The sequence below is a fragment of the Halothiobacillus diazotrophicus genome, assembly GCF_001663815.1.
Lineage (GTDB): Bacteria > Pseudomonadota > Gammaproteobacteria > Halothiobacillales > Halothiobacillaceae > Halothiobacillus > Halothiobacillus diazotrophicus.
In genome coordinates, this window is the sequence record NZ_CP016027.1 from 502,343 (window position 1) to 528,767 (window position 26,425).

Here is a 26,425-nt window from a genome sequence, read left to right on the forward strand (position 1 = left end):
TGAGGTTGTTCATACGCCTTTGTGACCCCAGTACGGCGCCAACTCCGCGAAGTTGAACACGGGTCCGTCGCGACAGACGAATTTTGCACCCAGTTGGCAGCGGCCGCAGGAGCCGATGGCACAGTGCATGTTCCGTTCCATGCTCAACCAGATCTGCGTGTCGGGGACGTTGCGCTGACGCATATCGCGAACGACGGCATTCATCATGCCCTCCGGCCCGCACATGATGACCGAGGTGCGTTGGGGGGCGATGCTCAGTTGATCGAAGAATTGCGTGACCGGGCCGACCTTGCCCGGCCACAGCGTATCGCCCGTATCCGCCGTCAACCAGACATCAACATCGGGATAGGTACGCCAGAGTTCGTAGCGTTCGCGCCAGATGAAATCGTGGGCGTGCTTGACGCCCTGGATGATATGAATATGGCCATACCGCGACTGACGTCGCAGGGCATATTCGATGAAGGAAACCGAGGGTGCACAGCCCAGGCCGCCGGTCACGACCACGAGATCGGTCCCTTCCGCCGCGTCGATCGGCCAGCCCCGTCCGTAAGGCCCGCGGAGTCCCAGCCGGTCACCCACCTGCAGCTTGCCCAGATTGTCGGTTACCGATCCGACCTTGCGGATGGTGTGATTGATGACGTGTCGATCTTCGGGATCGGACACGATGGAAATCGGCACCTCCCCCATGCCGGGCAGATAGAGCATGTTGAATTGACCCGGAACGAAACGGTATTGGGCCTGGCGTGTCGCGTCGGTGAGACGCAATTGAAGACTGAAGAGATCGGGCGTTTCGTCATGACGCTCGATGACTTCCGCCTCGAAGGGGGTTAGGGCGTAACTCATGACGGAGATCCTCCGGAGTCAGCGGTGAGGGTGGGCGGGGAACAGACGGCGGCCAGTTCCTCCGTGACATCGATGCCGACCGGGCACCAGGCGATGCAGCGGCCGCATCCCGTGCAACCGCCACGGCCGAATTGTTCTTCCCAGGTGCCGAACTTGTGGGTCAACCACTGTCGGTAGCGTTGCGGCCGTTCGGCTCGGATCACGATGCCATGGATGTAGCTGTGATCGGGGTTGAAGCAGCTCTCCCATTGTCGATCATGGCGGGTTTCCTGGCCGTTCAGGGAGATCTCCTCGACATGGCTCTGGCAGAAGCAGGTCGGACATACCGCTGTACAATTGCCGCAGGTCAGGCAGCGGTCATTGAGGGTTTGCCAGTGCGGATGGTCGACTGCTCCGACGAGTTTCTCCTGAAGCGGTCCCGCGGGGAGGCTTCGTCGTTGGTTGTCTGCCGCCTGCTTGATTCCGGTTTCGGCTCTGTCGAGCTGTTCATCATCGGCCGGTCCGATCGATAGCGACGCCAGGATCTCACGAGCCTGCCCGGTATGGGCTTCCAGGATAAATCCTTCATCCAGCTCCGAGAGCGAGAGGTCCTGTCCGGTATGCACTTTGGGGCCATCGCCGGTGGCCGCGCAGAAGCAGGTATCTGACGAACGCATGCAGTTCACGGCAACCAGAAACAGGCGTTCGCGACGCTGGACATAGTAGGGATCGCTCTGTGGACCATGCATGAAATGCCGGTCCTGGATGGCGAGTGCCGCGAGGTCACAGGCCCGAATGCCGATGACGGCGGTCTGTGGCATGTCGGCATGCTCCGCCGAGAATTCGAGCTGTCCGTCAGGCTGGCGGACGCTGCGCCAGAGGGTTTCCCGAGGGACGAAGGTCATGGGCTTGAGCGCCTGAGGGCCGGTGGTCCAATCGAAATAGCGATTCGTATCCGATGCATGCAGGCGGTAGCGTCCGGGCGATTGCTCGTCGACGATGCCGATCGGTAATTGCGCGGCGTGGTTCAACGCGTCGAAGACAATAGCCTGATCGTGGACCTGTGGCCCGACAATGGGATAACCCGCGGCACGGAGTGCCTCGATCAGGTCGTCGAAGCGTTCCCTGGGTAAAAACCTGCTTATATACATCGTGTTGCGACCTTTTCCTTTGTTTTGGGTTGTCAACAGATCCTGGGAAGGGGGTCGTTCTCAAGGGGTTGAAGCACGCGTTTACCACCCCAGGCGTTGCGGACGACGATCTGATCGTGATCCGGGACGACGACGCCGATACGGCTGGCTTCCTGCCCCTGAGGCAAGGCGCGCCAGCGGCGCAAGACGTCGTCCACGTCATGAATCGAAACCACCGCAACGACGCGCCCCTCGCAGGCCATGAACAGGGGGTCGTACCCCAGCATGTCACAGGCGCTGCGCACGGCGGGCCGGATCGGGATTTGCCCCTCGTCAAGCTGAATACCCTGTCCAGTCGCTTCGGCGATTTCATGAAGCACGGTGGCCAGGCCCCCGCGGGTGGGATCGCGCATCAGGCGCAAGCCGGGCAGGTCGAGTATGGATTGGGTCAGGGGCAGGACGCTGGCGCTGTCCGAGGCCAGCGAGCCACTCAGTCCGAAGGCCTCGCGGGCCAGTAGGACGGCGATGCCATGATCCCCAACCGGTCCACTGACCAGAATGGCGTCACCGGCATGAATCCGTTCCGCGCCCAAGAGGAGGCCCCGGGGTCGGACACCGATGCCGGATACGCCCAGATAGACGCCATCGCATAAGCCCTGGGGCAGCACCTTGGTGTCTCCGGCAACGATGTGCACGTTGTTTGCCCGCGCGGCTGTGGCCAGACTGCCTACAATGCGGTCCAGCTGCTCGATGGGTAGTCCTTCCTCGAGAAAGGCGTTGATGCTGAGATAGAGCGGGGTCGCGCCGGACACCGCAAGATCGTTGACCGTGCCATGTACGGCCAGGCTGCCGATATCGCCACCTGGGAAGAACAGAGGTTGTACGGTCACGCCATCACTGGCAAAGGCCAGGTCGTGATCCGGAGGGAGTCGATGAGGGAGAATGGCCGCATCGGTGAGTGGCGTGAGCCAGGGATTGCCCAGGTGACGCAGGAAGAGGGATTGGATCAGCTCGCGCATCCGACGGCCGCCGTTCCCATGCGCCATGGTGATCCGGGCGACTTCGCCATTTTTCTCGTTCGGATCGGTCATAGGATACGCCTGCCGGGATTCGTTTCAGGAACGAGTCCTTCGATGATCTGGCCGAAGCTGATGGCTGCATCGTTAGCGGGGAGTCGCTCGGGGAGCAGGACCTCGATACCGTCTGCCGCCAGGAGCGTGACTGCTGTTTCGGTGAGCAGACGATTCTGGAACACGCCGCCGCACAGCCCGACGGCCTCGATTGGGCGCGTTTGACGGAGCAGCCTGACTTGCTTGTGAATCAGATGGGCAAGTGCGTGGTGGAAATCGGCAGCCCGCTCGGCCACCGTTCGTGTTTCGTCCGTCATCATCCGGATCAGCGGGCGCCAATCGACCCGCAACAGGTCGTCCGAATCCTGTTCTATGGGCAGGTCCACCGGCAGCATCTCTCCGGCGTTGCGCGCCTCGCTACGGTACAACTTCGAGTCGGTCGTCGCTTCGGTGGCCACCGATTCCAGACGGCTGGGTGCCTGGCTTTCGTGGGTGCTGTTTTCGACCAGTCGCAACAGGGCAGCCGCTGCGTCGAAGAGCCGGCCTACTGACGAGGTCGGTGGCGAATTCAGCCCCCTTTCGAGCATGGTCTGCAGCAACTGGCGCTCCTCATTCGTCGCCGTTGTCGCACGCCAGGGCAGTCCGCATGCCCAGGCCAGCGACTGGGCCAGTCGCCAGGGGGACCGGATTGCCGCGTCGCCGCCCGGCATGAGGAACGGCGCAAACGAGGCAACGCGTCGCCAGGCGCCCGGTCGGCCATAAAACGTTTCGCCGCCCCAGAGCGTGTCATCGGAGCCCAGGCCCGTGCCATCCCAGGTAAATATCAGGGTATCGGTGTCCACCAGTCCCTTTTCGGCACATAGGGCCGAGGCATGGGCGTGGTGATGCGCGACCGCACGGCATTTGAGTCCAGAGGCCTTGGCCCAGCGGGTGCTGGCGTAGTCCGGATGACGATCGTGGCAGACCCGACGGGCAGAAATCGCGACCGACGCCGGTAATTCCGTCGTCTGCTGGATAAAGCGTTGTTGCGCGGCAAATCCGGAGAGATCGCCCAGCTGCGGCGAGAGAAGAAGTTGATCGCGCCAGGCTAGGCTTGTGGTGTTTCGCTGCTCCGCGCCGACAGCCAGCAGGGGTGTTTCAATAGTCTGAGGCAGGTCGAAGATGAGGGGCGTAGCACCCCGACCGAGGCGAATGGGGCGCATTCTCCCCGCAATCCGGCGGTAAATGCCGTCCTCGAGCGGATGCACGATCCGGCGATCATGGTGCAGAAAGCCATCCGCGATCTCGGCAAGTTGGGCTTCGGCGTCCTCGGGGTTGATGATGATCGGTTCGCCGCTGATGTTGCCGGAGGTCGCGATCAGGGGCCGATCGAGTGCCGACAGCATCAGATGATGGATCGGGGCATAGGGCAGGATCAGTCCGACTTCATGAAGTCCCGGTGCAATCTGCGCGCTAAGCCGATGGGATGCCTGTTGCTTCGCCTTGCTGCGTAGTAGCACGATGGGCCGCTCTGGCCGGCACAAGGCTTCTGCCTCGCATTCTGTGAGTTCGGCAAGCTCGTGGACGGCATCCAGTCCGTCCTTGCCATGCCAGGGGACCATGACTGCCAGGGGTTTGTCCGGACGGCGCTTGCGAGCCCGCAGTGTTGCCACGGCCTGATCCTGGGTGGCGTCGGCCATCAGGTGGTAGCCACCGACACCGCGTACCGCGACGATGCCGCCGTCCCGTAGGCAGTCGAGCGCCGCAATCAGAGCAGCCTGCGGATTGCGGATGGTGTCACCGGATGTGGAACGGTAATGGATTTGCGGTCCACAGCTTGGGCAGCCAATTCCCTGGGCATGAAATCGCCGATTGGCCGGATCGCCATATTCGGCGGCACATTCGGCACACATGGGAAAGGCCGCAAGGGTCGTACGTTCTCGATCGTAGGGCAGACCCGTCATGATGCTGTATCGCGGCCCGCACGCATTGCAGTGGGTGAAGGCGTACCCGTGACGCCGGTTTTCAGGATTGTTCATCTCGTTGAGACAGGCATCGCACATGGCCTGATCCAGAGGAAATCGGTGGGCTGCGCTTAAGCGTGCGTTCGTGGGACTGGGCTGGATCGTGAAGTTCGGGGCATGGGTTGGCGGAATTGCTTGGATGGCGGCAATGGTCGGTTGCGTCGGGGTCGGTGCTTCAGCGGTCAGTCGATGCGCGAATGCCTGCAGTGCGTCAATTGACCCCTCGACTTCGATGAAGACGCGTCCATCGGCATTCCAAACGTGGCCCCAGAGGTTGAGCGTGTTGGCCAAGCGGTACACGAAGGGGCGGAAACCGACGCCCTGGACCGGGCCATGAAGCTCATAACGTCGTGCCATCTTTCGGGCGGCTGGCGCTTCAGGGTGTTGCAGCGATTCGGTACAGATCGCCATGGTCAGACGGCCAATTTTTGTCGGTTCGTCGTCGGCGCACCGCTCTGCCACCAGATTCGGCAGGCGCCCTCATCGGATACCATGCAGGGGCCGACCGGATTGTCCGGGTGGCAGCCCGTGCCGAACAGACGACACGCTGACGGCGTGATGCGTCCAAGCACGACCGCTGCACAGTCGCATCCGGCGGGCATCCCCATTCGCAGGGTGGAATCATCCGAAAACGCTTCGGGAAACCGTTCGCGCGCGTCGTGTGCTGCCAGCGCGGGACGCAATGCATAGCCGGAGCTGGTGAAAGTGCCGATACCGCGCCAGGGAGCGTCGATCGTATCGAATACCCGATCCATCAGGTGTCGGGCGCGGGCGTTTCCCTCGTCCGTGACGCATTGGGGATAGGCGTTCACGAGTCGGGATTCCCGTGCGATGACTTGAGCCAGCGCCGCATGAATCGCCTGCAAGAGCAGCGCCGGCGTGAATCCGGCCACGACCGTGGGCAAGTCATAGTTCTCGGCGATGAAGGCCCATTGCCGTGCACCCATCACGGTGGCGACGTGACCGGGTGCGATCAGGGCGTCAAAGCCGGGATCCTCATCCTGAAGCAAATGGTCGATGGCTGGCCAGGTTTGACGTGCGCTGAGCAGGATCGTGAGATTGCCGGGAAGGTCGGCGCGGGTCAGGAGTGCGGCAAGCGGTGCTGCCGTGGTCTCGAACCCGGCCGCAAAGAAAACGATCTGCTTGTCCGGATATTGCCTGGCAAGTGCCAGGACATCGGCAGGAGCAGCGATGGGGGCGACATGACCGCCAACGACACGGGCATCCTGAAGCGAGCGGGGCTTGCCCTTCATGGCGTTGCCCGGAACCCGAACCATGTCGCCGAATGTGGCGAGGATCACGTCCGGTCTCAGGCTGAGCGCTACGGCGGCTTGAATGTCCGTTTCGGGACAGACGCAGACTGGACAACCGGGGCCGGGAATGAGTTGGAGATAATCCGGCAGTATCTGGCGCAATCCCGCATGGGTAATGGTGCGTTCGTGCCCGCCGCAGACATTCATGATGCGTAGGCGCGATGTTTTCGGATGAGGGAGTTCCGCGATGCGCGCCAGCCAATAGGCGGGATCGTGTGGATGATCGGGTTGGGGCATGTGCTGTGACATCGGCTCAGGTATGGCTCGCAGCGAGTGGGTTGGCCATGTTTTGGTGCGGCGCGAGTCGAGGTCGCGCACCATCCGCCATGGGCTTGAAACCCGGGGTGCGCTGTTTCTTATGTTGGGTATCCAGCCAGTCCAGCCAGGGGGCGATGTCGTTTCGTCGGCTGCTCAAGGTGAACACGGGTGCCGGATTTGCCAGTTGTCGAATGTGCTCGGATACTGCCGTGCAGCTGAAATCGTCCAGGACGGCGAGCAGATCGGTCTTGGTGACCAGGATGAGATCGCAGGCACGAAACATCACAGGGTACTTCAACGGTTTGTCGTCACCTTCCGGGGTCGACAGCAAGGCGATGTTCAGATGCTGACCGAGATCGAAACTCGCCGGGCACACGAGGTTGCCCACGTTTTCAATGAACAGGATGTCGATATCCGCCAGCGACAGTTCGTGAACGGCCCGGTGCACCATATCGGCATCGAGATGGCAGGCGCTGCCCGTACTGATCTGCACGGCAGGTACGCCCTTGGCTCGAATGCGCGCGGCATCGTTCTCCGTTTCCAGGTCGCCTTCGATCACGGCAATCCGGTAGTTGGACTTGAGCGCGTCGATGGTGGCCTCGAGCAGACTGGTCTTGCCCGCCCCTGGTGAGGACATCAGATTGATGACGAGAACGCCGGCCGTATCGAAATGATGGCGATTGTGGCTTGCCGCGCGATCATTGTGTGCCTTGAGTCCTTCCAGCACTTCCACAGTCTGCAGTTGCTGGGTATCTACCGCGTGGTGGAGGTGATCGGGAATGGCACAGCCGCAGGTTTCGCACATGGTGATTCTCCCAAGGATTTCCTTTACTTAATGGGGGGATGATGTCGGGCTTTGGGCGGCTTTATGGGCGGGTTTCGGGGCATCGAGATCGATACTGGCCAGCAGCAGTTCCTCGCCGCCACTGAGCAGGGTTTGCCAATGGCCGCAGTGAGGGCAGTTGAGTCGATTGGCTGCTACCTCCGAATCGCGATTGCATTGAGGGCAATAGACGCGAACGGGACAGAGGGTCATCTCCAGGTGCGCACCTTCAGCCGGCGTGCCGCGACTGGCGAAAGGAAAGGCATGCTGCATGAGGTCGGGTTCGACACCGGAGAGCTGGCCGATATGCACTGTGATGCGACGTATGTGTCGCGCACCGTGCTCGGTGGCCACGCGACTTGCCTGTCGGACGAGGGATTGGCAGAGACTCAGTTCATGCATGATCGTCACCGCCCTGCGTATCCACGCTGTCCAGCAGTTGCCATGTGGCCAGGGCCTCGTCGGTCGACAGGCGATGCAGCGCATAGCCGACATGAACGATCACGAAATCCCCGATCCCGATCTCCTGATCCTGCACCAGCATCAGATCGATATCGCGTTCGATGCCCTGGGCGGTCGCACGTGCAGTGCTGCCGTCGATGCGGGTGATCTGCATGGGCATGGCAAGACACATCGACAAGCTCCTCCCTGATGAGCGGCAACGCGCGGGTGATGCGGGTTGTTGTCGCGTTCGTTTCACGGCCCATGACCCTGTCTTGAGCGGTGGAATCGAACGTGCAGTGACCGGTCCAGAATTACACGATTGTCCCGGGATGACAAGGCACCGAAACTGTCTTAAATCCGATACGGTTCTGCCATCCGTCGTAACGAATTATTTGGGGAAGGGCATGATTCGACGATGATCGGGCCGTCACGCGCAGAACTACCCGACCGATAACCCCTGGCTGGCGTCCGTGGAATTTCGGTCCGGTGTGGTGCGTGGCGCAGCCTTCGTACGTGACATTCACAAAATACCCAGGGTGGCGCGATGGTTGCTGTGTCAACATGCTCTTTGTTCTTTTAACAACCTGCTGAAACATGTTGATTAAAAAACGGATTAATCTTTCGGAAATCTTGTGCGTTCGCCTAAGATGTTCATTACAGCCCCAGGGCGAAATGATATGATGACCCGCGGTGATTCGTTCGATTGCACCTTACCTACCGTGATGTCTATCCATGAAATTTCCGGTTTCCGCTCCGATTGTCTCCGCTGCATTATTGGCCTGTCTGCTGCCGATCCTGTCCGCGTGTTCCACGCCGTCGCGTCCGTTCTATGCCAAGGATAGTTTCGGTGGAAACAGTCCCTACCAGAAACGCGTGCCGGATGATCCGCAACTGGCCTGTGCGGCTGCCAAGCGGACGCTGCTGGGCGACGGGTATATCATCGAGGATCCCTCGGCGAAGACTTCCATCAAGGGGCGAAAGGCCTATCGGATCAATGGGGACCGCAGTACCTTTCTAGAAATGAGCGTGGTCTGTCTCTCGGACCCCGAGGGCAGTTCGATTTTCGCCAACGGACTGATTTCGACATATGACCTGAAAAAGGCCGCGAGCTCTGCCAGTATCGGGGTGGCGGTCCTGGGTTCGGTGTCGCTACCCATAGGACAAAGCGTCGATTCACGCGTGAAGGTAGCGGATGAGACGATAACCGACCCTGAATTCTATCGGCGATTTTTCGCTTCCGTGGAGCATCGTCTGGACTGGATGCGTTCGCCGAATCAGGTGGCGGTCCCTAAGCTGGAAATGGCTCCGCCGGCAACGACGGAATCGGTCGCGCATGCCCCGACGCTACTGAATGCGCCGGTTTCTGAGCCGGCGTCGCCCACGCCAGAACACGCCGCCCTCACGGGTAAGGATCTCACCGGCCAGAACGGAACCTATGGCGCTGAAAGTCAACGGCCAAGAGCCGAAGCCGATACGCCGTCTGTCCCGTCGAAGGCATCGGAGACGCAGCCGGCGACTACGGGAGTATCTTCATCCGAGACGACGACCTCGGGGCATCAGGCGGATGGCCCGGCACCGACCGTGTCTCCCTCCGACAATCCACCTGTCACACCAACCTCAACGAAGACGCCGTAATTTGTCTGATCACCGGGTGGAATCCAACGACAATCAACAAAACTTGTTCGTAACATCCTGTTATCGACGCTTGCGCGTCGTATTAGGCTGCTAATCGAAGCAGTTACACCCGCATCGAATGACGTTTTTCCCCGTCAGCCGAGATAAGTCATGATCAATTGAGTTATCTGAAACAAGTTCAGGCGCATGCCGGACATTTCTAATTTCCGGGAAACTGTCGATCTCTGAAGAGAAGGACAGGATCGCCCGTGTTGACAGGAATCTTGAGGATAGCGAGCAGCTGAATGCGCTCGTGATTTGGGCGCTGGGCGCCGTTTAGGGTTCTTGGCCTGAATTGAAGACCGAAAAAGGGTCATGACGCAACTCGAGTGCCTCAATAAGGTCGCTTTCTTCGCTGACCCGACGAGCTGGCACAGGATTGTCGGTATCGACAACGTGTTCGCGAAACCCGTTTGCATCCTGGAAAAATACTTTGAAATAGATTGTTTTGAGGATGCATGGCTTTGGGTTTGCGAATAACATCTCCATTAATGGGGTAATTGTCCGCCATATCCAGCTCCACGATCCCAACCCGCTGTGCATCCCATGCAGCCCATTCAGAGAGGAATCCGTCATGGAAAAGTACGCCAATCTTTCCGGCGAGTCCCACGTTGATGCCTATGAGATCGGAAGCGACCGGATCACGGTGCAGTTCAACGACGGAGACGCCTATCTCTATACCTACGAAAGCGCCGATGCGGCGAACGTCGAGCAGATGAAACGCCTGGCAACCGGCGGGCGGGGCTTGAATACGTTTATCAACGATCATGTTCGCAAGCGCTACGCCGGCAAGTTGCGCTAGTCACGATAGCGATTCCTACCGACCGTTGCCCGGCCGATCATCGCCCTCCGGGGATGTCGCATGATCCCGCCCGAAAAAAATGTCGCGCAGCGGTCCGGGAAAAACTGGTCCGGGAAAAACTGGTCCGGGAAAAACTGGTCCGGGAAAAACTGGTCCGGGAAAAACTGGTCCGGGAAAAACTGGTCCGGGCATGTGACCCGAACGAGTAATGCGCTTGATCTGGAGCCGGGCGTATTCACCTGGCAGGATCCGGTGCGGATTGCCGCTTCCCTGAAACGCTCGGCGGAGCGGAGCAAACGGCGAAAGGCGGACCCTTATCGATCCGCGATGTCCATGCTCTGTTTCTACATCAATCGTGCCGGCAGACAATTACCCACCGCACAGAAAGCACGTCTCGAGCGCGCCAAAATCGAACTGCGTCGGTTGTTCGATCGCCCCGCCGGGACAATGGATCGCCGATCGCCCGATCACATCAGGCAGTAATGCTCCGGCAATGGCGGGGCCGGGAGATTCCTTTCGCCCTGCGCGGTACGCAGGTTGTACTCGATCGTACGGCTCAGGGCATCGAGGGGCAGGTCGTTGTCCTTGAGGCCAAAGGGTTCCTCGATCTCGTCACCGAGCGCGTCCAGGCCGAAGAAGGTGTAGGCCACCACGGCCACGACGAACGGTGTCATGAATCCGATGCTGTCCACCAGTCCGAACGGCAGCAGGAAACAGTACAGATAGGCCGTGCGGTGCAGGAGCAGCGTGTAGGAAAACGGAATCGGCGTGTTCTTGATGCGCTCGCAACCTGCCGCCACGGAAACCATGCCTGACAGCGTGGTATCGATATTTGCCGCCAGACAGGGATCGATGCGTTTTTCTCGAATGCACTGGCCGAGATCGGCACCCAGCTCGTCGAGGAGGAATACCGTTGGTGTCGGGTGGTCGGCGAAACGGGTCCTTTCCGAAGCGCTGAGCAGGCCATCCAGATCCGTGTCCGCCTGCGTGCCCCGCAGCTGGTGTTTCAGCGCATGGGCAAAGGCAATCGTCTTCAGGATCATGCGTTTCGGGCGGTCGGTCGGGTCGTCGTTCGATCCCGAGGGTGTCGCTGGCGGATTCGGGGCCTGGATAAGATGCGCGCACTGACGCGCCATCGTCCGCGCATCGGCCAATAGCTGGCCCCACAGTTTTCGGGCCTCCCAGTAGCGGTCGTAGGCCGCGTTGTTACGGAACCCCAGAAAGATCGCCAGCGGCAATCCCAGCAGGGTGAAGGGGATTGCGGTGAGCGTGATCTTGATCGAGAACAGGTCCCCATGGAAGATCGTGACCAGGATCGCCAGGACGATATTCACCAGGAGAACGATCCAGATGCGCGAGAGTATCGACCCCTTGAGCACGAAAAAAAGGCGGAGACCGGAAGGGCGATCCCGGACGATCATGGGTGACCTCGAAAGAAAACGATTGGTGGGCGAGTATACAAATCGGGCGGCGGGGAGGGCGTCACCGCGTTCCCGTTCAATACTAGCATAACGATCGGTATGCTCCGGTCGCGCGGGGCGTTCCGGTGCGCGCGACTGAGCTATGATGGTCCGATTTCCAGTAAAGGGGCACATGCCATGACAACCGGCTTGACCTACGACCATGATGGCCTGCCACGGTGTGGGTGGTGTGCCGGTGTGGCCGCATATCCGGCTTACCACGATCAAGAATGGGGATTCCCGGTTGACGACGATACCCGTCTGTTCGAGAAGCTCTGTCTCGAAGGTTTCCAATCCGGATTGAGCTGGCGCACGATCCTGACCAAACGACCCGCCTTCCGCGCGGCTTTTGCCCATTTCGATATTGAACGCGTGGCCGCATTCACGGAATCGGATGTCCTTCGTTTGCTTGCTGATGCCGGTATCGTTCGTCACCGTGGCAAAATCGAGGCCGTCATCAACAATGCGCGGCGTGCTCTGGAGATGCGTGCCCGGCATGGATCGTTGGGGGCATTTTTTTGGCAGTACGAGCCGGATCCAGTCCATTCGCCACCGCCGCAAACCGTCTCGACCTGTGCGGAATCGGTCGCTCTGTCGAAGGCCCTCAAGAAGCTTGGCTGGAAATTCGTGGGGCCGACGACCGTCTACGCATTCATGCAGGCGATGGGGATGATCAACGATCATGTGCCGGGTTGTATCGCCAGGGAACCGGTTGACTCGGCGCGTGCGCAGTTTGTCCGGCCGCAGGGATCGGGTGCACATGATTGTTGAGTCCGATGATTGGCTTGCCGAAGCGTTCGATCGCGGGGAAGATTCGACTGCCAACGTGCGCAATTCGGCGCAGGCAATGTGCTTCGATACCGCACTTGGTCCCTGCGGGATTGCCTGGCGCTGCGTCAGTCTTGGGGGCGCCCCATTCGGAATCGAACGTCTGCAGTTACCCGAGGCCTCGGCGGATCTGACCAAACAGCGCCTGATATCGGGTTGGTCGGGGCGCTGGGTAGACTGTCCACCCCATGAAATCGCTTGTCTGATCCGACGAATCCAGCAGCATCTGCTCGGCGTGGTTCTGGATGACTTTCAGGATGTGGTCTTGTCGCTGCCTGGCGCCTCGATGTTTGCCCGCCAGGTGTACGCCGCAGCCCGCACGATTCCGCCAGGGGAATCGCTCAGTTATGGTTCCCTCGCCAGGCGCATTGCTCGACCCGGTGCGGCGCGTGCCGTCGGGCAGGTTCTTGGCAAAAACCCCGTTGGCCTGATCATTCCCTGTCATCGCGTGCTGGCGGCAGGGCAACGTATCGGTGGGTTTTCGGCGCATGGCGGCGTTGAGACGAAAATGCGTCTGCTGGCGATCGAAGGGGGTGGGTTCTCATCCGCGAGGCATTGCTGATGCGTCAAATGCCCGCTTTACCTCGCTTGGGGGCAGAAGCTGCGGTACAGTTGCGGGCCTTCCATTCATACCCCTTCATGTAGCACATCATGGCCGGTTCCCTATTCGATCAACTCAAGAACGTCGGACTGATCGACGAGCAGAAAGCCAGAAAGGCCAAGAAGGACAAGCATCAGCAGGCCAAGCAAAACAAGAGTCAGAAGGGCGGTAAGCATGCCGATCCCGCGCTGAGTGATACGGCGCGTCAGGCCGCTGAAGTAGCGCGTCAAAAAGCCGATCGGGATCGTCAGTTGAACCTCGAGCGCCAGCAGCAACAGGAAAAAAAGGCGGCCCAGGCAGAGATCCGGCAGATCATTGCCGCCAATAGGCTTCAAGATATTACGGGTAATCGCATCTTCTGGTTTGCGGATGGTCAGTGGCTGAAATCCCTGAGTGTCAGGCCGGAAATTCAGCAGCGCCTGGCAACAGGCAGTCTGCGCATTGCTTCGTTCGAACGGGGTTATGTCGTCATACCGCAAGTTGCGGCAGAAAAGATTCTGCAACGTGATCCGTCTGCCCTGATCCCGCCGGGTTGTGATGATGCGTCGAAGATCCCGGAAGGGGATCGAGATTATTATGCCGGGTTTCCCGTACCGGACGATCTTGGCTGGTAGTGCTGTCCTGCCGTTTTAGCGTGGGACCTCGGGACTGAGTGCCACAACCGGACGAGCGCCAAGCGATCGAAACAACCGGTGGTTTTCGACCGATTGCGCGTCTCGTTGTTTAGCGAAGTCGGATCTCCGTTTCTCCCGTGTGACGATCAATCAGCAGTTCGGTCTCGCAGTATTCCGGAAGAATGTTGAGCGGGGACGGATCATCCGTGCAACTGCAGCCGGTCACGATGCTGGTGTACTGGATGCCGAGCGTTACCTGGAGTTGCTCTTCCGATTCCGCCACAGTCAGTACCCGTACTAGCATATCGTCGTCGAGGGCGACATTGCCCTGACTCAAGCCTTTCTGCAGCGGCAGCCCACGTGCGCCCAGCTGTTTGACCGCGGCACAAAGGCGTGGCGCGAATTCATCTGAGGGCCACAAGTTCAGGATGATTGAGAAATTGGGCATGTCGGTGCTCCCGTGCGAATGGCTGACTTGATGAATACGACTTCATGCAGGAAACGGTTTCATGACTTCAGCCATCCTTGTCGCGCCGGGGTGCTCATCCTTTTCCCTTCAAGCTACCGCACCGTACACGAGGCCATGAAAAAAAGGCCGCGAGTGCTGCTCCGACGGCCTTTCAATCGTTTTTCTTGCCTTTGTCCACCAATGGCAATGTTGTGAGATGGTGCCGGCAAGAGGAGTCGAACCCCCGACCTTCGCATTACGAATGCGCTGCTCTACCAACTGAGCTATGCCGGCATCGAGCGGCGAATTTTCCTGATCTCGCGGCGAATGTCAACGGACGCGCCGCCTGCCATGCTTATGACGACATCAGTTGAACGTGTCCGACGTGTTGGAAATACGAATGGTGTAGTTCTGGTTGTTGCTGCCGTCCTGGATCAGATCTTTCTCGCAGGTGAAGGTTGAGGACATGTCGTCAAAGGGGTAGGTGTAACAGGTCGGGCAGGCCTGTTTGAGCCAGGTGATGGTCGGCAGGACATCTTTAACCCAAGCGGGGCCTTGGGTCGTGTAAGTCACGGCGGGGGTTGTGATGCCGGCCCAGTTCGTACCGCCGCAGGCCATGACGGCCGGCTGGCCCGTCGGGGCCGGATCGGTATAGGCACTGAAGCTGTTGTTGATGCAGAGCTGAAGATCGCTGACGGCAATACTGGATTGGCCGTTGAATGGCGGGCTGATGGCATTCTGTGTCGTGAAATCGAACGGCGCCTGATTCAGATATTGCGTGTTCTGATTGCCGTTCCAGCCCCAGATTTGATCTGCCGTGGCCCAGGAAACGAAGTTGCCACAGACACGTTCGGCAGCGGCAAAGGTGAATTGGCCGCTTAGGACCTTGCTCTTGTTCCAGCCACAGACCGGGCCACTGCTTCCCGTTGTGGACGTACAGATCGACTGCGTGGTGCAAGGGGTCGGTGTTGGCGCGGTGCCCGGGTCCACGATGGCGAAATAGGAGCTGGGGCTGTCTGACACCGCGGTTGTCTGGCCCGGTGGGAAACTGGCCGTGGTCGGTGCGAAGGCCCAACTGCTGTTCGGCAGCGTCGCCGAAACACCCATGGGTGGAACGCGTTCGCCCGGTGTACCGCAAGCATAGTTCTTGGCAGTCGAAACGGGATCCGTCGGACCGAACGCGAGGCCATAGTTCGCGCCATTGATGATCGAGACGTCGTAATAGTCGACGGTATTGTGCTGATAGGTCACTTCTGCCAACGAATTGGCCGCATAGGCCGGGCCGGTGCCGGGTGTCTCGATGCTAGCCGGGCAGTTGCCGCCGGGGCATTGCTGTACGTAGTAGTTGCCGGACCACTGGATCTGTTGCGGTCCCGTGGTGATTCCCGACCATTGCGGGATGAACAGGGTGGTCGATGCGCCGGGCTGACCGGCGGGCGGGAGGATGCCCGTGCCGTTGGCGAAGGCGGGTTTGTCCCAGAAGCACATATAGGGCGTCTTGCCTTTCGCGACGCCGGCACCGCCCTGTACGCAGGTCGAACCGATTGGGCAGGCGTTCTTGCCGTTCGAGGTCGGTCCGCAATACGACTGTGCGCCTGCCTTGGTTCGTGCCGGGTTGGTCGGGTCCACGCCCGGGGCCACGGCATTGGGGGCGGTATAGGCATTGGCGGAGCCTGCATTGACGCCAATGGCGACCGTATCCGTCGAATCGTTGGCGAATGTGATGGTTCTACCCGTGGTCAATGCACTGTTGTCCATCAACTTCAGGTTGACCGTCTTTGGAAAGTTGGGCATCGCCAGAAGCAGTCCCACCTGATTGTTGGATTGGGACGGAGGAACCAGGGTGACGGCCACGGAAAGCGAGGCATCCAGACCAGCCGCTGTGCCTTTAAGTGGCAGCAGACCATAGCCGCAGGATGTGACGGAACTTGCGTAGGAAGCGGGGCTGGTATTGTCCAGCGCCAAGGCACAGGTCACCGATGGCATTGTCTGCATGGATGACGGACTGTTTGAACCGTCGGGATAGGCGTAGAAGACCAGCGCGGATGGATCCTGACTGGTAACGGTCACCCAGTACGCGGATTGCGCCAGGGTGTCGTCTTTCAGGTACACGAACAGCGGGGCCTTCATGCCCAGATAGATCTGGCCGGAACCGTTTTGCGAGGCAACGTGGATCGTGCCGGGCGATTGGTCGGGATTGCCATTCCAGGTGATGGTGACGTTATCCTGCGGACCGAAGGGGGCGTTGACACCGGCGACCCAGCTGCCGGTTGGCTGGATGGTCGTGGTGAAGCTTTTCTTCGAGGTGACCAGCGTTGCATCAATGGTTCCGCTGAGCGTGCAGGTCGGTGCATCGGTGGTCAGGGCGCACTGCTGAACACCGCCGTTGGCGTAGGAGATGCCCGGGACCGGATTCATCAGAACGGTCAGCGGGTTGTCGTTGGGGATCTTCTTGCTGGTTGTACCGGTGGCCGGGGTCAGCTGGACCGTGATGGAGAAGGGATAGCCGATGCTGGCGCCGGAATAGAAGGACTGCGTTGCCGACGTGACGGAAATCGTGCCATAGGGGTTCGTGGGCGGGGTGACCGACGTGGCTACCTGACTGCGGGCATACCCGTCGGCCTCGGCCAGCAGCACGGTCGATCCGGCCTGTTTGCCGAAGACGGTCACCGTGCACGGGTCCGCGCCCGACGACAGCACGCAGCTGTTCGGGGCGACGTATGCGATCGTGGGATCCGCCACGCTCAGGGTGATTTTTCGATTGATCCCCCCATTGTTGCCGGACAGTGTGACCGGAACGGTTCGTGCTTCGCCGGCGCGTACTTCAACGCTATCTGAGCCGATCTGAATCGTACCCGTGGAATTCGACGTACCGCTACCCTGGCAGCCGGTGAGGAAGATTACTGCCGTCACCAGCAGTGCGCGCGTCATTGCTCCAGTCATGGCCTGTCCCTGTTTTTACGTTATGTGTGTGGGGTTATTTTGGCGGCTCGCTTCACTCATGCTAGCAGTGCCCTAATTGCCGGGCAATCAAGGGTTTTCATGGGCAGGCTATGCAATCGTGCGGGCTGCTACGGCCCGGGGCGGGTGGATGGGGGCCGGGTGTCAGGTCAGTCGTGCCAGGGTTTCCGCTTCCATCGCTTTCAGATCCGCCATTTCCTCGGGTGAAAAGCCGGCGGCCAGACGCCCCGGCTCGTCGTAGGGACCGCGAATGCGCCCCTGCATGTATTCGTTCAGAAGATCGCGGAACGTGGTACGCGGGTCCACGCCGCGGGCCTCGGCACAATGCCGGAACCATCGGGTACCGATTTCCACGTGTCCGATTTCATCGCGGTAAATGACGTCGAGGATGGCAACGAGCGCCGTGTCGCCGGCGGCTTGCAACTTTTCAGATATGGCCGGCGTGACGTCCAATCCTCGGGCCTCGAGGACACGCGGGACGAGGGCCATGCGCACCATGACGTCGTGATCCGTGGCACATACGGTCTCCCACAGGCTGTTGTGGGCGGGGAAATCGCCATAGGCGCAGCCGTGGACAGCGAGGTAGTCGGCCAGAAGCAGAAAGTGACGACCTTCCTCCGCAGCCACCTGCAGCCAGTCCCGGTAGTAGCCCGGTGGCATGTCGTCGAAGCGATAGACGGCATCCAGCGCAATATTGATCGCGTTGAACTCAATATGGGCAAAGGCATGCGCCATGGCATTTCGGCCAGCCTGGGTGTGCGTGATGCGTCGGGGGAGGTCTCGGGGCGGGACGAGTTCCGGGCGAGCCGGACGGCCGGGATCGGGAATGTGTTGCACCGGTTCGGTTCGAAGCGCGATTTGACCCTGGTGAAAGTCTGCCAATCCACATTCCCGATACAACAGCCCGGCTTCCGTCGCCTTGGCGAACGGATCGGTCATCATGAGCAGATCGCGGGCACGATCGCGAACATAACGAGGTATGGCGTCTTCCATCATCGGATGCGGTTTGTTCGTTTCAGAGAGTGATGGCCTGCGTGCGTTGCGCGACGAAAGCCTGCAGATCACGCTCGAAGGCGCGGTACTGTTCAATGGCGGCCCGGCCGGCTTCCGTCAGCGTGGCATGCCCGCCGCCAGCGCCGCCGACTTCCTTGGTGACATAGGGCAGGGGGCCGAGCTGATTCACTTCCTCAATGAGGGTCCAGGCACGCTTATAGGACATGTTCAGGGTTTTGGCCGCCTGGCTGATGGAGCCGAGTTCGTCGATCAATTCCATCAGGCGCACCTTGCCGATCCCGAGATAATTCTGCTGATCGTCGGCGATCAGCCAGAATCGGGCATGCACTTGGGGGCTGTAGGCGTCGCCCGGCAGGCGGTCTCGGCGGGATTTTTTCGGCATGGTGTGATCCTTGGACGCAGAGCGGCATCATAACCGACTCGAAGGCCTTCCATGAACCATGCCGGTCGTCGCGCTGGGCTGGTACACTGCGCCCTGATTTTCATTTCCAGCAACGGCGGGACAGGTCAAATGGCACAGATTCTGGGTAAATTTTCGCCGGAAGACTTCTTGCGACACTACTGGCAGAAGAAGCCGCTTCTGATCCGGCAGGCGATTCCGGATTTCGTCTCGCCGCTGAGCCCCGAGGAACTCGCGGGTTTGGCCTGCGAAGAGGACGTTCCGGCGCGCCTGATTCTCGAATCGGCCGGAGAGCGTCCCTGGATGCTGCGCCATGGTCCGTTCGTCGAATCCGATTTCACCAGCCTCCCGGAATCCGGATACTCCCTGCTGGTCACCGATTGTGAAAAACTGATTCCCGACCTGATGAACCTGGTCGAGCGATTCCGGTTCATTCCCGACTGGCGCATCGACGACCTGATGATTTCGTACGCACCGGCCGGCGGCTCGGTGGGCGCCCATATCGACGAATATGATGTGTTCCTGCTTCAGGCTCATGGTACACGCCGCTGGATGATCGAATATCCGCCCAGGAATACGGATTTCGTCCCCGATCTCGATATTCGTCTCCTTGAATGTTTCGAACCGACCGAGGAGTGGATCCTGGAGCCAGGAGACATGTTGTATCTGCCGCCAGGCGTGCCGCACCATGGTGTGGCTGTCGATGACTGCATGACGTTTTCCATCGGTTTCCGTGCGCCGCTGCTTCAGGAACTCGCCAGTGGCGTCACGGATCGGCTCATTACCCGTATGGATGCAACCGCCCGCTTTTCCGATCCCGACTTGAAGGTTGCCGCCAATCCCGGTGCGCTGGCCGCCCCGACACGGACGAAGCTGCGTGCATTGCTGCATGAGGTGCTCAACCAGGAGGATGCGGTGCTGGATCAACTGATTGCCGAAACCTTGAGCGAGCGGCCCATCGATCATGCGGGTTTCTATCCAGAAAATGAGGCTCTTACCGCATCCGAATTGCGGGCCATCCTCGAGGACGGTGAAGAAACGCTGATGCGTACGCCGGCCGCACGTATGATTCTTCTGGATGGTCCGGCCGGCGCCGGTGTGCTGGCCTATGATGGGCAGAGCCTGTCCCTGCACGCCGATGCATTGCCGTTGGCACAGATTCTGACGCGCAAGGTGTTTTATGATTCGGCAGAGATTCTTGCCGCGACAGAATCGGAATCCGCCGCGATCCTGCTTTCACGCCTGTTTGAGGCCGGTATCGTGCAATGGCATCCGCATCTGCTCGAAGACTGAACGTGTTGTGCCCGTATGCGCCATCACGTGATCTGGCACCGATTATTGACCTGATATCGAACTATTTCGGGAGGTAGCTTCGCCATGGAACAGCCATCTAGACTCAGCGCGCCTGTCGTGATCGTCGGCCTGGGAGAAATCGGTCTGGTGTTTGCGCAGGGATTGTTGAAAAACGGTCATCCGGTGCTGCCGGTCACCCGGGAGCAGTCCTTGCCGAAAATCCTGGCGAGTGTGCCCGATGCGCTGGCGCTGCTCGTATCGGTTGCGGAAAAGGATCTGGATGCGGTGCTCGCGCAGGTGCCGGCAGACTGGCACGAGCGGCTGATTCTCATTCAGAACGAGTTGTTGCCCAAGGATTGGAAGCGTTTCGGCATCGAGCATCCTACCGTGGCCTCCATCTGGTTCGAGAAGAAACCCGGGAAGCTCGTAAAGCAACTCATGCCCAGTCCGGTCTGGGGACCGAAGGCGGGACTCGTCGAGATGGCGTTGAGCGGGGTCGGTCTCGAGGCACGGATCGTCGATACCTCCGAAGAGATGCTGGAAGAGCTGGTGATCAAGAACGTGTACATACTCACCACCAATATCGCCGGACTTCAGGTTGGCGGCGATGTATCCGGCCTCTGGCAGGATCATGAAGATCTTGCCCGGGGCATTGCCGATGAAGTTATCGATATCCAGGAGCGACTGGTCGGAATGGCGCTCACGCCGGAACCGCTGATCGAGGGCATGTTGGCCGGTTTTGAGGGGGATCCCGAACACCCCTGCAAGGGACGCACGGCCGAAGCGCGTCTGCGTCGGGCCCTGGAACAGGCACGTTCGCTGAACGTACCCACGCCTCGGATGGATGCGATTGCCGCCTCCTGTCTGTCGGGATGAGTGCCTACCTCCTGGATTGCCGACACGGCGATTGTCTCCCCACGAAAGCGGGTTCAACCAGCGCCGAAACGGGTCTACTGGGTGTGATCCGTTTTTCGGATCGCCCTTCGGTAACCGATCCGGCGCACACGGCCACGGCGGGTAACCCCGGGACGGGGATCCCGGAAATGGTGGTTCCCATGCCGGTCATAGGCCTATCCCAAGCTCAGGAGCTCGCGATCGCGTCGTCGGAGGCAAGCTGTTGCGAGATATTACGTACCAATGGGGCGATCACCCACGGCCAGCTCGGCGCTATTCGGTATGCGCACACCCAGGACCTGTTGTTTGGCGTGGTCACCCTGACTGAACGGGAGGCGGCGGGATTACACGCCCTTCAGGCGGCTACCGACGCGGCCTATCGACAGATCTTCACGTTACAGCACCATTTGGGCTTTCCTCACGTCTGGCGATTCTGGAACTACATGGCAGCCATCAACGATGTCGTGGATGAGCTGGAACGCTATCGCCAATTCAATCTGGGCCGTCAGGCCGCTTTCGAATCCACGAATCGATACCGTGCCGAATTCGCCACGGCTGCCTGTGCCCTGGGTTTCGGCTCCGCAGCGCCATCTACCGGTTTGTGTATCGCCTTCATCGCCGGCAAGACAGCCCCGATCCCGATCGAGAACCCGAGACAGGTGCGCGCCATCGACTATCCCGAGAAATACGGTCCTCGGAGTCCGATCTTTTCCCGGGCGGCGCTGGCGCCACTGGGCGATCGGTTCGTGCTGTTCATTTCCGGTACGGCCAGCATCGTCGGGCACGAGACGCTTCATGCGGGTGACGTGCTGGCGCAGACCCGCGAGACATTGACGAATATCGAAACCATCGTTGGCGAGGCCAACCGCTATCTGCGTACGCGCGGTCGCTCTGTGGAATTTTCCTGTGCGGAACTGGCTTATCGGGTCTACCTCCGACATCCGGTGGACGCACCCCGGGTTCATGCTGAAATGGTGCGCTGGTTGGGACAGCCCATCGACGCCTTATTCCTGAAGGCGGATGTCTGCCGTCAGGATCTACTGGTCGAAATCGAGTCCTGTCCAATGATCCTCTGATCGCTCGATCCGGTGATCGGGTTCGCCCCTTTCCCGTTCAGGAAATTCGCTGTCATCGGCTGAAAATGACGTGGGCATATGCTAGACCTATTCACGGCATTGCGATGGCGGCAGTCATCGCGTTCCGCTTCCGCCCATCCACAGTCATTCTCCGGAGATCGCCCCATGACCGATTCACAGGCAACCATTCAGACTCGCACCATTCCGTACACCATCGATGGCGTCACCATGGAAGGGGTATTTGCGGCCGATACGGCACAAACCGGCAAACGTCCCGCCGTGCTCGTGGTGCACGAGTGGTGGGGACGTACGCCGTTTGTCATTGATCGTGCCCAGGCACTGGCGAAACTGGGCTATGCGGCATTCGCGCTGGATCTGTATGGCAATGCGAAACAGGTGGACAATCCTGCCGATGCGGGGGCCATGGCGCAGAGCGTGGGCGGCAATCTTCAACTGCTGACCCAGCGATTCGTCGCGGCACTTCATGCGCTCAAGGATCAACCCGAAGTCGATTCCGAAAAGATCGCCTTCATCGGCTATTGCTTCGGGGGAACGGTTGCGCTGAGCATGGTTCGGCAGGGCATCAATGCCTCGGCACTGGCGACTTTCCACGCGGGCGTTTCCGGTCTGGCACCTATCGGCCACGAGCCGATCACCACCCCCATCCACATGTTCACCGGCGGCGACGATCCGTTCGTGCCGACCGATGCCGTTCAGGCCGTCAAGGATGAAATGAAGCAGGCCGGTGCCGATATCGAGGTCACGATCTATCCGGCGGGCCGGCATGGATTCACCAACCCGGTAGCAACGGAGAACGGCAAGAAGTTCGATATCCCGCTGGCTTACGATGATGTGTTGGCCAAGGATTCCTGGAATCAGATGCACGAATTCTTTCGGGAGAAATTCGGCGTCTGATCGGGTGGTTTCGATGAGTTGAAATGAAACGAGGCGCAGAATCTGCGCCTCGTTTGTTTTTGGACGTCCACCTTGGGCCGTCTCATGCGGAAGGTGGGTACCCGGCCTCCGTGAGGATCGCGATCACGTCCGACAGCGACAGCGCCGTTTCGATGCGCACGATATGCTTCGGCAGATCGAAGGTCAGCCGGGCAGCGGGATCGGCCTGTTTCACTGCCTGTTCGACGCGCTTTTCGCAATGCCCGCAGGTCATGTCTTTCAATACCAGCTCAATCATTTTGTTGCTCCTGATGTCATGGCTTGCCGGCATCCATGCGTCACTTCCACGCCCAGGGATTCGATCAAACCGGGTTTCGGGTTCATGAGTCGGCTGACTGGTGAATCCGGTATTCGATGGCGATGATTTCGGCCTGAACGTGCCGCGTGCCGCCGTCTTCTGCGGGCAGGCGCAGCAGGATTTCGGCATCCAGCGGCTTGCCGAGCACGGCGCGGGCGAGCGGGGAATCGATGCTGATCAGTCCTTGTGCAGGTTCGATTTCGTCGGGACCGACGAGACAGACGGTCTGCTCGCGGTCATCCGTGTAGAGCAGGGTGACGTGCGCCCCGAAAAATACCCGGTTGGTATCGCTGGGCGGTTCACGAACCACCTTGAGATCTGGCAGACGCTTGGTGAGATAGCGAATTCGCCGATCGATCTCGCGCAGACGCTTCTTGCCATAAATGTATTCGGCATTTTCAGAACGATCGCCCAGTGCCGCGGCGTCGGCCACGGCCTGCACGACCGTTCGTCGCTCGACGCGCCACAGATGGTCGAGTTCGGCCTGAAGGCGTGCGTAACCGGCGGCGGTAATGACAGCGGTACTCATCGCTCGAATTCGACCCGTCCTACCATGGATTCGATTTTCACGAATGGGCGCCCCGGATCATTGCGGTGCCTGGTTTTTCTTCTTCTGCGCCCCGGCGCGCGGCGGCTGGATGGTGATCATGCTGCCGAGCTTGGCCGTGGCGACGGGCGGGGCCGGATTGATCGTCTGCTTGATGCAGCTCACGGCATGATCGAGGTCGCGCAACCGATTGTCCTTCAGTTCGCCGCCGGCGGCACCGGGATGTCCCCCGCCCCGGAAGTACTTGGCGGATATCGCGCCGACGTCCACACCGGGATTGGCGCGCAGCGACAGCTTGCCGTTGCCGCGCACGCTGATGGCAATGTCCATCTTCTGGCGGGTTTCCATCATGTCCATGATCACGCCGCGCCAGACATCGTGGGGCCAGTTGAAGAAGATGCCGGCACGGAAGCCGTCGATGTCCACCATCGGCACGGTGTCTTCATCTAGGACAGCGGCGGAAAGCAGATGAAACTTGTCGTTGAGGGGCAGCTCGGGATCGTTGAAGTCCTTCTTGTCGATCCTGCCGGCCAGGAATTGCTTGCGAAGGTCGTACAGTCCACGCTCGATGGTCTCCAGATTGTCGCCACGTTCGTGGGCGAGGAAGAACTGCTCGATGAGATGGAAACGGTAGGTCCGCTTGAGGTCGCGCAGGGGCGGGGCGAGGTGGTCGTCCTGCATCACGAGGCCAAGGAGATACAGGGCCTTGCGGAATTGCGGTTCGTCCTTGAGCCAGCGGTCGGCCCGGTCCACGAAATCGGCGCGTTCTGCATACAGGGCGCGTTGGTCGTCCGGCAGGAGATGGGCAACGGCCTCGAAGGCGAGCTTGGTCGCGCAACGCTCCGTATCCAGATGGTACCAGTCGAATTTCGCGGCGCAGTCGGCCCCGGTCGCATGGTGATCCAGCAGTTGAAGGGTGGTCGGCACCTTGAGCTTGCGCAGGCGCTTGTCGATCTGTTCCGCCTGATCCAGGGACAGATTGAGGTCGGTGATCAGCAGGGCGGCCGGTTCGCCTTTTTCGAGTATCTGTTCGACGATCTGGTCGACCGCCAGCGGGATGTCCCGATAGTCGGCATTGAAGAAAAACGCCTTCTGCCCGGATGCCTTGAGCATGAACTGGGCGCCATAGCCGTCCAGATCGGTGTGGGACAGATGGTAGATCCAGCCTTCGGGTTGGATGAGTTGCGGTGTCGTCATGGTGTGATGCCAGAAATAATGAAATCGGTGTATAGGTCAGGATATGGGATCGCGCGTGCCCAGGCCATGATTTGGGCCTCGTCGGCGCTAGCCGCGACGCCAGGTGGTGACGCCGGCACTGTCCTCGAGAATGACGCCAGCGGCCTGCAGTTCGTCGCGAATGCGGTCCGATGTTGCGAAATCCTTGTTCTTGCGGGCAGCCGTGCGCTCGGCGATCTTCTGTTCGATGGCCGCGTCGTCCAACCCATTCCCGGCAGCTGACTCCGGGGCCCAGCGCAGGAACGCTTCGGCATCCCCCTGACCGAGATTCAGGATCCGGCCCATGGCCTGCAGGGTCGCGGCATGATCGGCTGCGCGGGCGCGCTCGTCGGCCTGTTCACTCGTCTTGAGCCGGTTGAGCTCGGTGATCTGTTCGAACACCAGCGCCAAGGCTTCGGGCGTGTTGAAGTCGTCGCACATCACTTCATGGAAGTTCGACAGTACAGCTTCGATCGGCTGCCCCCCGACAGGCGCATCCTTGAGGGCCGTGTACCAGCGTGTCAGGCTCGTCCGTGCTGCGTCCAGGTTCTGTTCGGAATAGTTCAGCGGACTGCGGTAGTGACTGTTCAGAATGAAGAAGCGGATGACTTCGGGATGATAGCGGGCCATCACCTCGGCGACGGTGAAGAAGTTGCCCAGGGATTTGGACATCTTCTCCTCGTTGATGCGCACGAAACCGTTGTGCATCCAGTAATTCACGTAGTGGCATCCGGTCGCGCATTCGCTCTGGGCGATCTCGTTCTCGTGATGCGGGAATTGCAGATCCTGCCCGCCGCCGTGGATGTCGAAGTGATTGCCAAGGGCACGCGTCGACATGGCCGAGCACTCGATGTGCCAGCCCGGTCGGCCTGAACCGAATGGGGCGGGCCAACTCGGATCGCCGGGTTTGGCCGCTTTCCAGAGTACGAAATCCAGGGGGTCGCTCTTGGCTTCGTCCACTTCGACGCGCGCTCCGGCGCGCAGATCCTCGAGATGACGGCCGGACAGTTCACCGTACCGATCGAAGGTGGATACGTCGAAATACACGTCGCCGTTATCGGCGCGGTAGGCATGCCCGCGGTCGATGAGGGTCTGGATCATGGTCACCATGTCGTCCACCGATTCGGTGGCGCGTGGTTCGAGATCGGGTGGCTGGCAGCCCAGCGCCGCCGCATCGTCGTGCATGGCTGTGATGAAACGCTCGGTCAGCGCCTGGATGGATTCCTTGTTCTGGGCGGCTCGAGCGATGATCTTGTCGTCGATGTCGGTGATGTTGCGTACGTAGGTCACCTGATAACCCCGTTCGCGCAGATAGCGTGTCACCATGTCGAACACCACCATGACCCGGGCATGACCGATGTGACAGCGGTCGTAGACCGTCATGCCGCAGACGTACATGCGGACTTCGTTGGGGTTCAGCGGGACAAATTCACGCTTCTGGCGGGCGTGGGTGTCATAAATAACCAGCATAATGGTTCGATTC

At 60.1% G+C, this 26,425-nt stretch carries 28 protein-coding genes and 1 tRNA gene; 10 read left to right on the forward strand and 19 right to left on the reverse strand.

The genetic code is table 11. From position 1 onward, the window contains the following. Positions 1 to 9: 9 nt before the first annotated feature. Genes A9404_RS02280 through A9404_RS02315 form a run of 8 tightly spaced genes read right to left on the reverse strand, consistent with a single transcriptional unit; the run spans position 10 to position 8,053 of the window. Positions 10 to 843: an FAD/NAD(P)-binding protein gene (locus A9404_RS02280; protein WP_066098291.1), complete on the reverse strand. Its 834-nt coding sequence runs from the start codon at positions 841 to 843 to the stop codon at positions 10 to 12. Next, positions 840 to 1,973 carry a 4Fe-4S dicluster domain-containing protein gene (locus A9404_RS02285; protein WP_066098293.1) on the reverse strand — a complete coding sequence of 378 codons (1,134 nt, stop codon included), beginning with the start codon at positions 1,971 to 1,973 and terminating at the stop codon, positions 840 to 842. Before A9404_RS02285 ends, A9404_RS02280 begins: the two co-directional genes overlap by 4 nt. A gap of 32 nt (positions 1,974 to 2,005) precedes the next feature. Beyond that, entirely contained in the window at positions 2,006 to 3,043 is a 1,038-nt protein-coding gene (hypE, locus tag A9404_RS02290; protein WP_066098295.1) for a hydrogenase expression/formation protein HypE, read from the reverse strand. Then, complete coding sequence (gene hypF / locus A9404_RS02295; protein WP_082922999.1) at positions 3,040 to 5,382, reverse strand: carbamoyltransferase HypF; 2,343 nt, start codon at positions 5,380 to 5,382, stop codon at positions 3,040 to 3,042. The genes hypE and hypF overlap by 4 nt, the downstream gene beginning before the upstream one ends. Before the next feature lie 56 nt (positions 5,383 to 5,438). Next, on the reverse strand, positions 5,439 to 6,575 hold the full coding sequence (gene hypD, locus A9404_RS02300; RefSeq protein WP_066098298.1) for a hydrogenase formation protein HypD: 1,137 nt from the start codon (positions 6,573 to 6,575) through the stop codon (positions 5,439 to 5,441). A gap of 16 nt (positions 6,576 to 6,591) precedes the next feature. Continuing rightward, entirely contained in the window at positions 6,592 to 7,401 is an 810-nt protein-coding gene (gene hypB, locus A9404_RS02305; protein WP_066098300.1) for a hydrogenase nickel incorporation protein HypB, read from the reverse strand. Positions 7,402 to 7,428: 27 nt separating this feature from the next. Continuing rightward, positions 7,429 to 7,821 carry a hydrogenase maturation nickel metallochaperone HypA gene (hypA, locus tag A9404_RS02310; protein WP_066098302.1) on the reverse strand — a complete coding sequence of 131 codons (393 nt, stop codon included), beginning with the start codon at positions 7,819 to 7,821 and terminating at the stop codon, positions 7,429 to 7,431. Further along, complete coding sequence (locus A9404_RS02315) at positions 7,814 to 8,053, reverse strand: HypC/HybG/HupF family hydrogenase formation chaperone (protein ID WP_066098304.1); 240 nt, start codon at positions 8,051 to 8,053, stop codon at positions 7,814 to 7,816. The genes hypA and A9404_RS02315 overlap by 8 nt, the downstream gene beginning before the upstream one ends. A 542-nt stretch (positions 8,054 to 8,595) precedes the next feature. Here A9404_RS02315 and A9404_RS02320 point away from each other — a divergent pair. Next, a complete protein-coding gene (locus tag A9404_RS02320) occupies positions 8,596 to 9,498 on the forward strand; it encodes a DUF2242 domain-containing protein (protein ID WP_066098306.1) in 903 nt (300 codons plus the stop codon). A 613-nt stretch (positions 9,499 to 10,111) separates the two neighbouring features. After that, the gene (locus A9404_RS02325; RefSeq protein WP_066098308.1) at positions 10,112 to 10,339 is read left to right on the forward strand and encodes a hypothetical protein; all 228 of its coding nucleotides are present in this window, start codon (positions 10,112 to 10,114) and stop codon (positions 10,337 to 10,339) included. Positions 10,340 to 10,376: 37 nt separating this feature from the next. Here the strand turns inward: A9404_RS02325 and A9404_RS13705 are convergent, their stop codons facing one another. After that, positions 10,377 to 10,574 carry a pentapeptide repeat-containing protein gene (locus tag A9404_RS13705; RefSeq protein ID WP_407645329.1) on the reverse strand — a complete coding sequence of 66 codons (198 nt, stop codon included), beginning with the start codon at positions 10,572 to 10,574 and terminating at the stop codon, positions 10,377 to 10,379. Between A9404_RS13705 and A9404_RS02330 the strand changes: the two genes are divergently transcribed. Beyond that, positions 10,532 to 10,822, forward strand: coding sequence for a DUF3175 domain-containing protein (locus A9404_RS02330; protein WP_066102634.1), 291 nt, complete (start codon positions 10,532 to 10,534; stop codon positions 10,820 to 10,822). The genes A9404_RS13705 and A9404_RS02330 overlap by 43 nt on opposite strands. Here the strand turns inward: A9404_RS02330 and A9404_RS02335 are convergent. Next, positions 10,807 to 11,760 (reverse strand): bestrophin family protein, encoded by a 954-nt coding sequence (locus A9404_RS02335; protein ID WP_066098310.1) that lies wholly within the window; start codon positions 11,758 to 11,760, stop codon positions 10,807 to 10,809. The genes A9404_RS02330 and A9404_RS02335 overlap by 16 nt on opposite strands. A gap of 177 nt (positions 11,761 to 11,937) precedes the next feature. Here A9404_RS02335 and A9404_RS02340 point away from each other — a divergent pair, with 177 nt between their 5' ends. From A9404_RS02340 to A9404_RS02350, 3 genes are all read left to right on the forward strand, one after another. Further along, positions 11,938 to 12,570, forward strand: coding sequence for a DNA-3-methyladenine glycosylase I (locus tag A9404_RS02340; protein ID WP_066102637.1), 633 nt, complete (start codon positions 11,938 to 11,940; stop codon positions 12,568 to 12,570). Beyond that, positions 12,560 to 13,189, forward strand: coding sequence for a methylated-DNA--[protein]-cysteine S-methyltransferase (locus tag A9404_RS02345; RefSeq protein ID WP_197490401.1), 630 nt, complete (start codon positions 12,560 to 12,562; stop codon positions 13,187 to 13,189). The genes A9404_RS02340 and A9404_RS02345 overlap by 11 nt, the downstream gene beginning before the upstream one ends. 89 nt (positions 13,190 to 13,278) lie before the next feature. Further along, the gene (locus A9404_RS02350; protein WP_066098312.1) at positions 13,279 to 13,842 is read left to right on the forward strand and encodes a DUF2058 domain-containing protein; all 564 of its coding nucleotides are present in this window, start codon (positions 13,279 to 13,281) and stop codon (positions 13,840 to 13,842) included. A gap of 109 nt (positions 13,843 to 13,951) precedes the next feature. On the opposite strand, the gene A9404_RS02355 is transcribed toward A9404_RS02350, so the two are convergent. The 5 genes from A9404_RS02355 to A9404_RS02375 all read right to left on the reverse strand — a co-directional run bounded on the left by A9404_RS02355 (position 13,952) and on the right by A9404_RS02375 (position 18,647). After that, a complete protein-coding gene (locus A9404_RS02355) occupies positions 13,952 to 14,290 on the reverse strand; it encodes a hypothetical protein (protein ID WP_066098314.1) in 339 nt (112 codons plus the stop codon). A 218-nt stretch (positions 14,291 to 14,508) separates the two neighbouring features. Next, positions 14,509 to 14,584 (reverse strand) — tRNA-Thr (locus A9404_RS02360). Between the two features lie 72 nt (positions 14,585 to 14,656). Further along, positions 14,657 to 17,233: a glycoside hydrolase 64/thaumatin family protein gene (locus A9404_RS02365; protein WP_082922669.1), complete on the reverse strand. Its 2,577-nt coding sequence runs from the start codon at positions 17,231 to 17,233 to the stop codon at positions 14,657 to 14,659. Positions 17,234 to 17,395: 162 nt separating this feature from the next. Beyond that, a complete protein-coding gene (locus A9404_RS02370; protein ID WP_066098317.1) occupies positions 17,396 to 18,247 on the reverse strand; it encodes a ferritin-like domain-containing protein in 852 nt (283 codons plus the stop codon). A 19-nt stretch (positions 18,248 to 18,266) separates the two neighbouring features. After that, entirely contained in the window at positions 18,267 to 18,647 is a 381-nt protein-coding gene (locus A9404_RS02375; protein WP_066098319.1) for a winged helix-turn-helix domain-containing protein, read from the reverse strand. A 129-nt stretch (positions 18,648 to 18,776) separates the two neighbouring features. Here A9404_RS02375 and A9404_RS02380 point away from each other — a divergent pair, with 129 nt between their 5' ends. The 4 genes from A9404_RS02380 (at position 18,777) to A9404_RS02395 (ending at position 22,843) form a co-directional block, all read left to right on the forward strand. Further along, the gene (locus tag A9404_RS02380) at positions 18,777 to 19,958 is read left to right on the forward strand and encodes a cupin domain-containing protein (protein ID WP_066102642.1); all 1,182 of its coding nucleotides are present in this window, start codon (positions 18,777 to 18,779) and stop codon (positions 19,956 to 19,958) included. 84 nt (positions 19,959 to 20,042) lie between these two features. Beyond that, a complete protein-coding gene (locus A9404_RS02385) occupies positions 20,043 to 20,834 on the forward strand; it encodes a ketopantoate reductase family protein (RefSeq protein WP_066098321.1) in 792 nt (263 codons plus the stop codon). A 179-nt stretch (positions 20,835 to 21,013) separates the two neighbouring features. Then, the gene (locus tag A9404_RS02390) at positions 21,014 to 21,928 is read left to right on the forward strand and encodes a chorismate transformation enzyme, FkbO/Hyg5 family (RefSeq protein WP_197490402.1); all 915 of its coding nucleotides are present in this window, start codon (positions 21,014 to 21,016) and stop codon (positions 21,926 to 21,928) included. A 165-nt stretch (positions 21,929 to 22,093) separates the two neighbouring features. Further along, positions 22,094 to 22,843 carry a dienelactone hydrolase family protein gene (locus A9404_RS02395; protein ID WP_066098323.1) on the forward strand — a complete coding sequence of 250 codons (750 nt, stop codon included), beginning with the start codon at positions 22,094 to 22,096 and terminating at the stop codon, positions 22,841 to 22,843. Between the two features lie 82 nt (positions 22,844 to 22,925). On the opposite strand, the gene A9404_RS02400 is transcribed toward A9404_RS02395, so the two are convergent. The 4 genes from A9404_RS02400 to cysS form a co-directional block, all read right to left on the reverse strand. After that, positions 22,926 to 23,120 (reverse strand): heavy-metal-associated domain-containing protein, encoded by a 195-nt coding sequence (locus A9404_RS02400; protein ID WP_066098325.1) that lies wholly within the window; start codon positions 23,118 to 23,120, stop codon positions 22,926 to 22,928. Positions 23,121 to 23,202: 82 nt separating this feature from the next. After that, entirely contained in the window at positions 23,203 to 23,709 is a 507-nt protein-coding gene (gene greB / locus A9404_RS02405; RefSeq protein WP_066098327.1) for a transcription elongation factor GreB, read from the reverse strand. A gap of 57 nt (positions 23,710 to 23,766) precedes the next feature. Then, positions 23,767 to 24,924: a DHHA1 domain-containing protein gene (locus A9404_RS02410; RefSeq protein WP_066098328.1), complete on the reverse strand. Its 1,158-nt coding sequence runs from the start codon at positions 24,922 to 24,924 to the stop codon at positions 23,767 to 23,769. Between the two features lie 87 nt (positions 24,925 to 25,011). Beyond that, complete coding sequence (gene cysS / locus A9404_RS02415) at positions 25,012 to 26,412, reverse strand: cysteine--tRNA ligase (protein WP_066098330.1); 1,401 nt, start codon at positions 26,410 to 26,412, stop codon at positions 25,012 to 25,014. Positions 26,413 to 26,425 lie beyond the last annotated feature (13 nt).

Bases quoted from the DNA above. Each gene is read 5' to 3' on its own strand.
- A9404_RS02370 (WP_066098317.1), bottom strand. From the start codon at position 18,247: ATGATGGAAGACGCCATACCTCGTTATGTTCGCGATCGTGCCCGCGAT.
- A9404_RS02315 (WP_066098304.1), bottom strand. From the start codon at position 8,053: ATGTGTCTTGCCATGCCCATGCAGATCACCCGCATCGACGGCAGCACT.
- hypA (WP_066098302.1), bottom strand. From the start codon at position 7,821: ATGCATGAACTGAGTCTCTGCCAATCCCTCGTCCGACAGGCAAGTCGC.
- hypE (WP_066098295.1), bottom strand. From the start codon at position 3,043: ATGACCGATCCGAACGAGAAAAATGGCGAAGTCGCCCGGATCACCATG.
- A9404_RS02375 (WP_066098319.1), bottom strand. From the start codon at position 18,647: ATGCCGAAAAAATCCCGCCGAGACCGCCTGCCGGGCGACGCCTACAGC.
- A9404_RS02340 (WP_066102637.1), top strand. From the start codon at position 11,938: ATGACAACCGGCTTGACCTACGACCATGATGGCCTGCCACGGTGTGGG.
- cysS (WP_066098330.1), bottom strand. From the start codon at position 26,412: ATGCTGGTTATTTATGACACCCACGCCCGCCAGAAGCGTGAATTTGTC.
- A9404_RS02345 (WP_197490401.1), top strand. From the start codon at position 12,560: ATGATTGTTGAGTCCGATGATTGGCTTGCCGAAGCGTTCGATCGCGGG.
- A9404_RS02325 (WP_066098308.1), top strand. From the start codon at position 10,112: ATGGAAAAGTACGCCAATCTTTCCGGCGAGTCCCACGTTGATGCCTAT.
- A9404_RS02400 (WP_066098325.1), bottom strand. From the start codon at position 23,120: ATGATTGAGCTGGTATTGAAAGACATGACCTGCGGGCATTGCGAAAAG.
- hypB (WP_066098300.1), bottom strand. From the start codon at position 7,401: ATGTGCGAAACCTGCGGCTGTGCCATTCCCGATCACCTCCACCACGCG.
- A9404_RS02350 (WP_066098312.1), top strand. From the start codon at position 13,279: ATGGCCGGTTCCCTATTCGATCAACTCAAGAACGTCGGACTGATCGAC.
- A9404_RS02410 (WP_066098328.1), bottom strand. From the start codon at position 24,924: ATGACGACACCGCAACTCATCCAACCCGAAGGCTGGATCTACCATCTG.
- A9404_RS02355 (WP_066098314.1), bottom strand. From the start codon at position 14,290: ATGCCCAATTTCTCAATCATCCTGAACTTGTGGCCCTCAGATGAATTC.
- A9404_RS02365 (WP_082922669.1), bottom strand. From the start codon at position 17,233: ATGACTGGAGCAATGACGCGCGCACTGCTGGTGACGGCAGTAATCTTC.
- A9404_RS02285 (WP_066098293.1), bottom strand. From the start codon at position 1,973: ATGTATATAAGCAGGTTTTTACCCAGGGAACGCTTCGACGACCTGATC.
- A9404_RS02395 (WP_066098323.1), top strand. From the start codon at position 22,094: ATGACCGATTCACAGGCAACCATTCAGACTCGCACCATTCCGTACACC.
- A9404_RS02335 (WP_066098310.1), bottom strand. From the start codon at position 11,760: ATGATCGTCCGGGATCGCCCTTCCGGTCTCCGCCTTTTTTTCGTGCTC.
- A9404_RS02380 (WP_066102642.1), top strand. From the start codon at position 18,777: ATGGCACAGATTCTGGGTAAATTTTCGCCGGAAGACTTCTTGCGACAC.
- hypD (WP_066098298.1), bottom strand. From the start codon at position 6,575: ATGCCCCAACCCGATCATCCACACGATCCCGCCTATTGGCTGGCGCGC.
- A9404_RS02320 (WP_066098306.1), top strand. From the start codon at position 8,596: ATGAAATTTCCGGTTTCCGCTCCGATTGTCTCCGCTGCATTATTGGCC.
- A9404_RS02280 (WP_066098291.1), bottom strand. From the start codon at position 843: ATGAGTTACGCCCTAACCCCCTTCGAGGCGGAAGTCATCGAGCGTCAT.
- A9404_RS02385 (WP_066098321.1), top strand. From the start codon at position 20,043: ATGGAACAGCCATCTAGACTCAGCGCGCCTGTCGTGATCGTCGGCCTG.
- A9404_RS02390 (WP_197490402.1), top strand. From the start codon at position 21,014: ATGCCGGTCATAGGCCTATCCCAAGCTCAGGAGCTCGCGATCGCGTCG.
- greB (WP_066098327.1), bottom strand. From the start codon at position 23,709: ATGAGTACCGCTGTCATTACCGCCGCCGGTTACGCACGCCTTCAGGCC.
- hypF (WP_082922999.1), bottom strand. From the start codon at position 5,382: ATGGCACGACGTTATGAGCTTCATGGCCCGGTCCAGGGCGTCGGTTTC.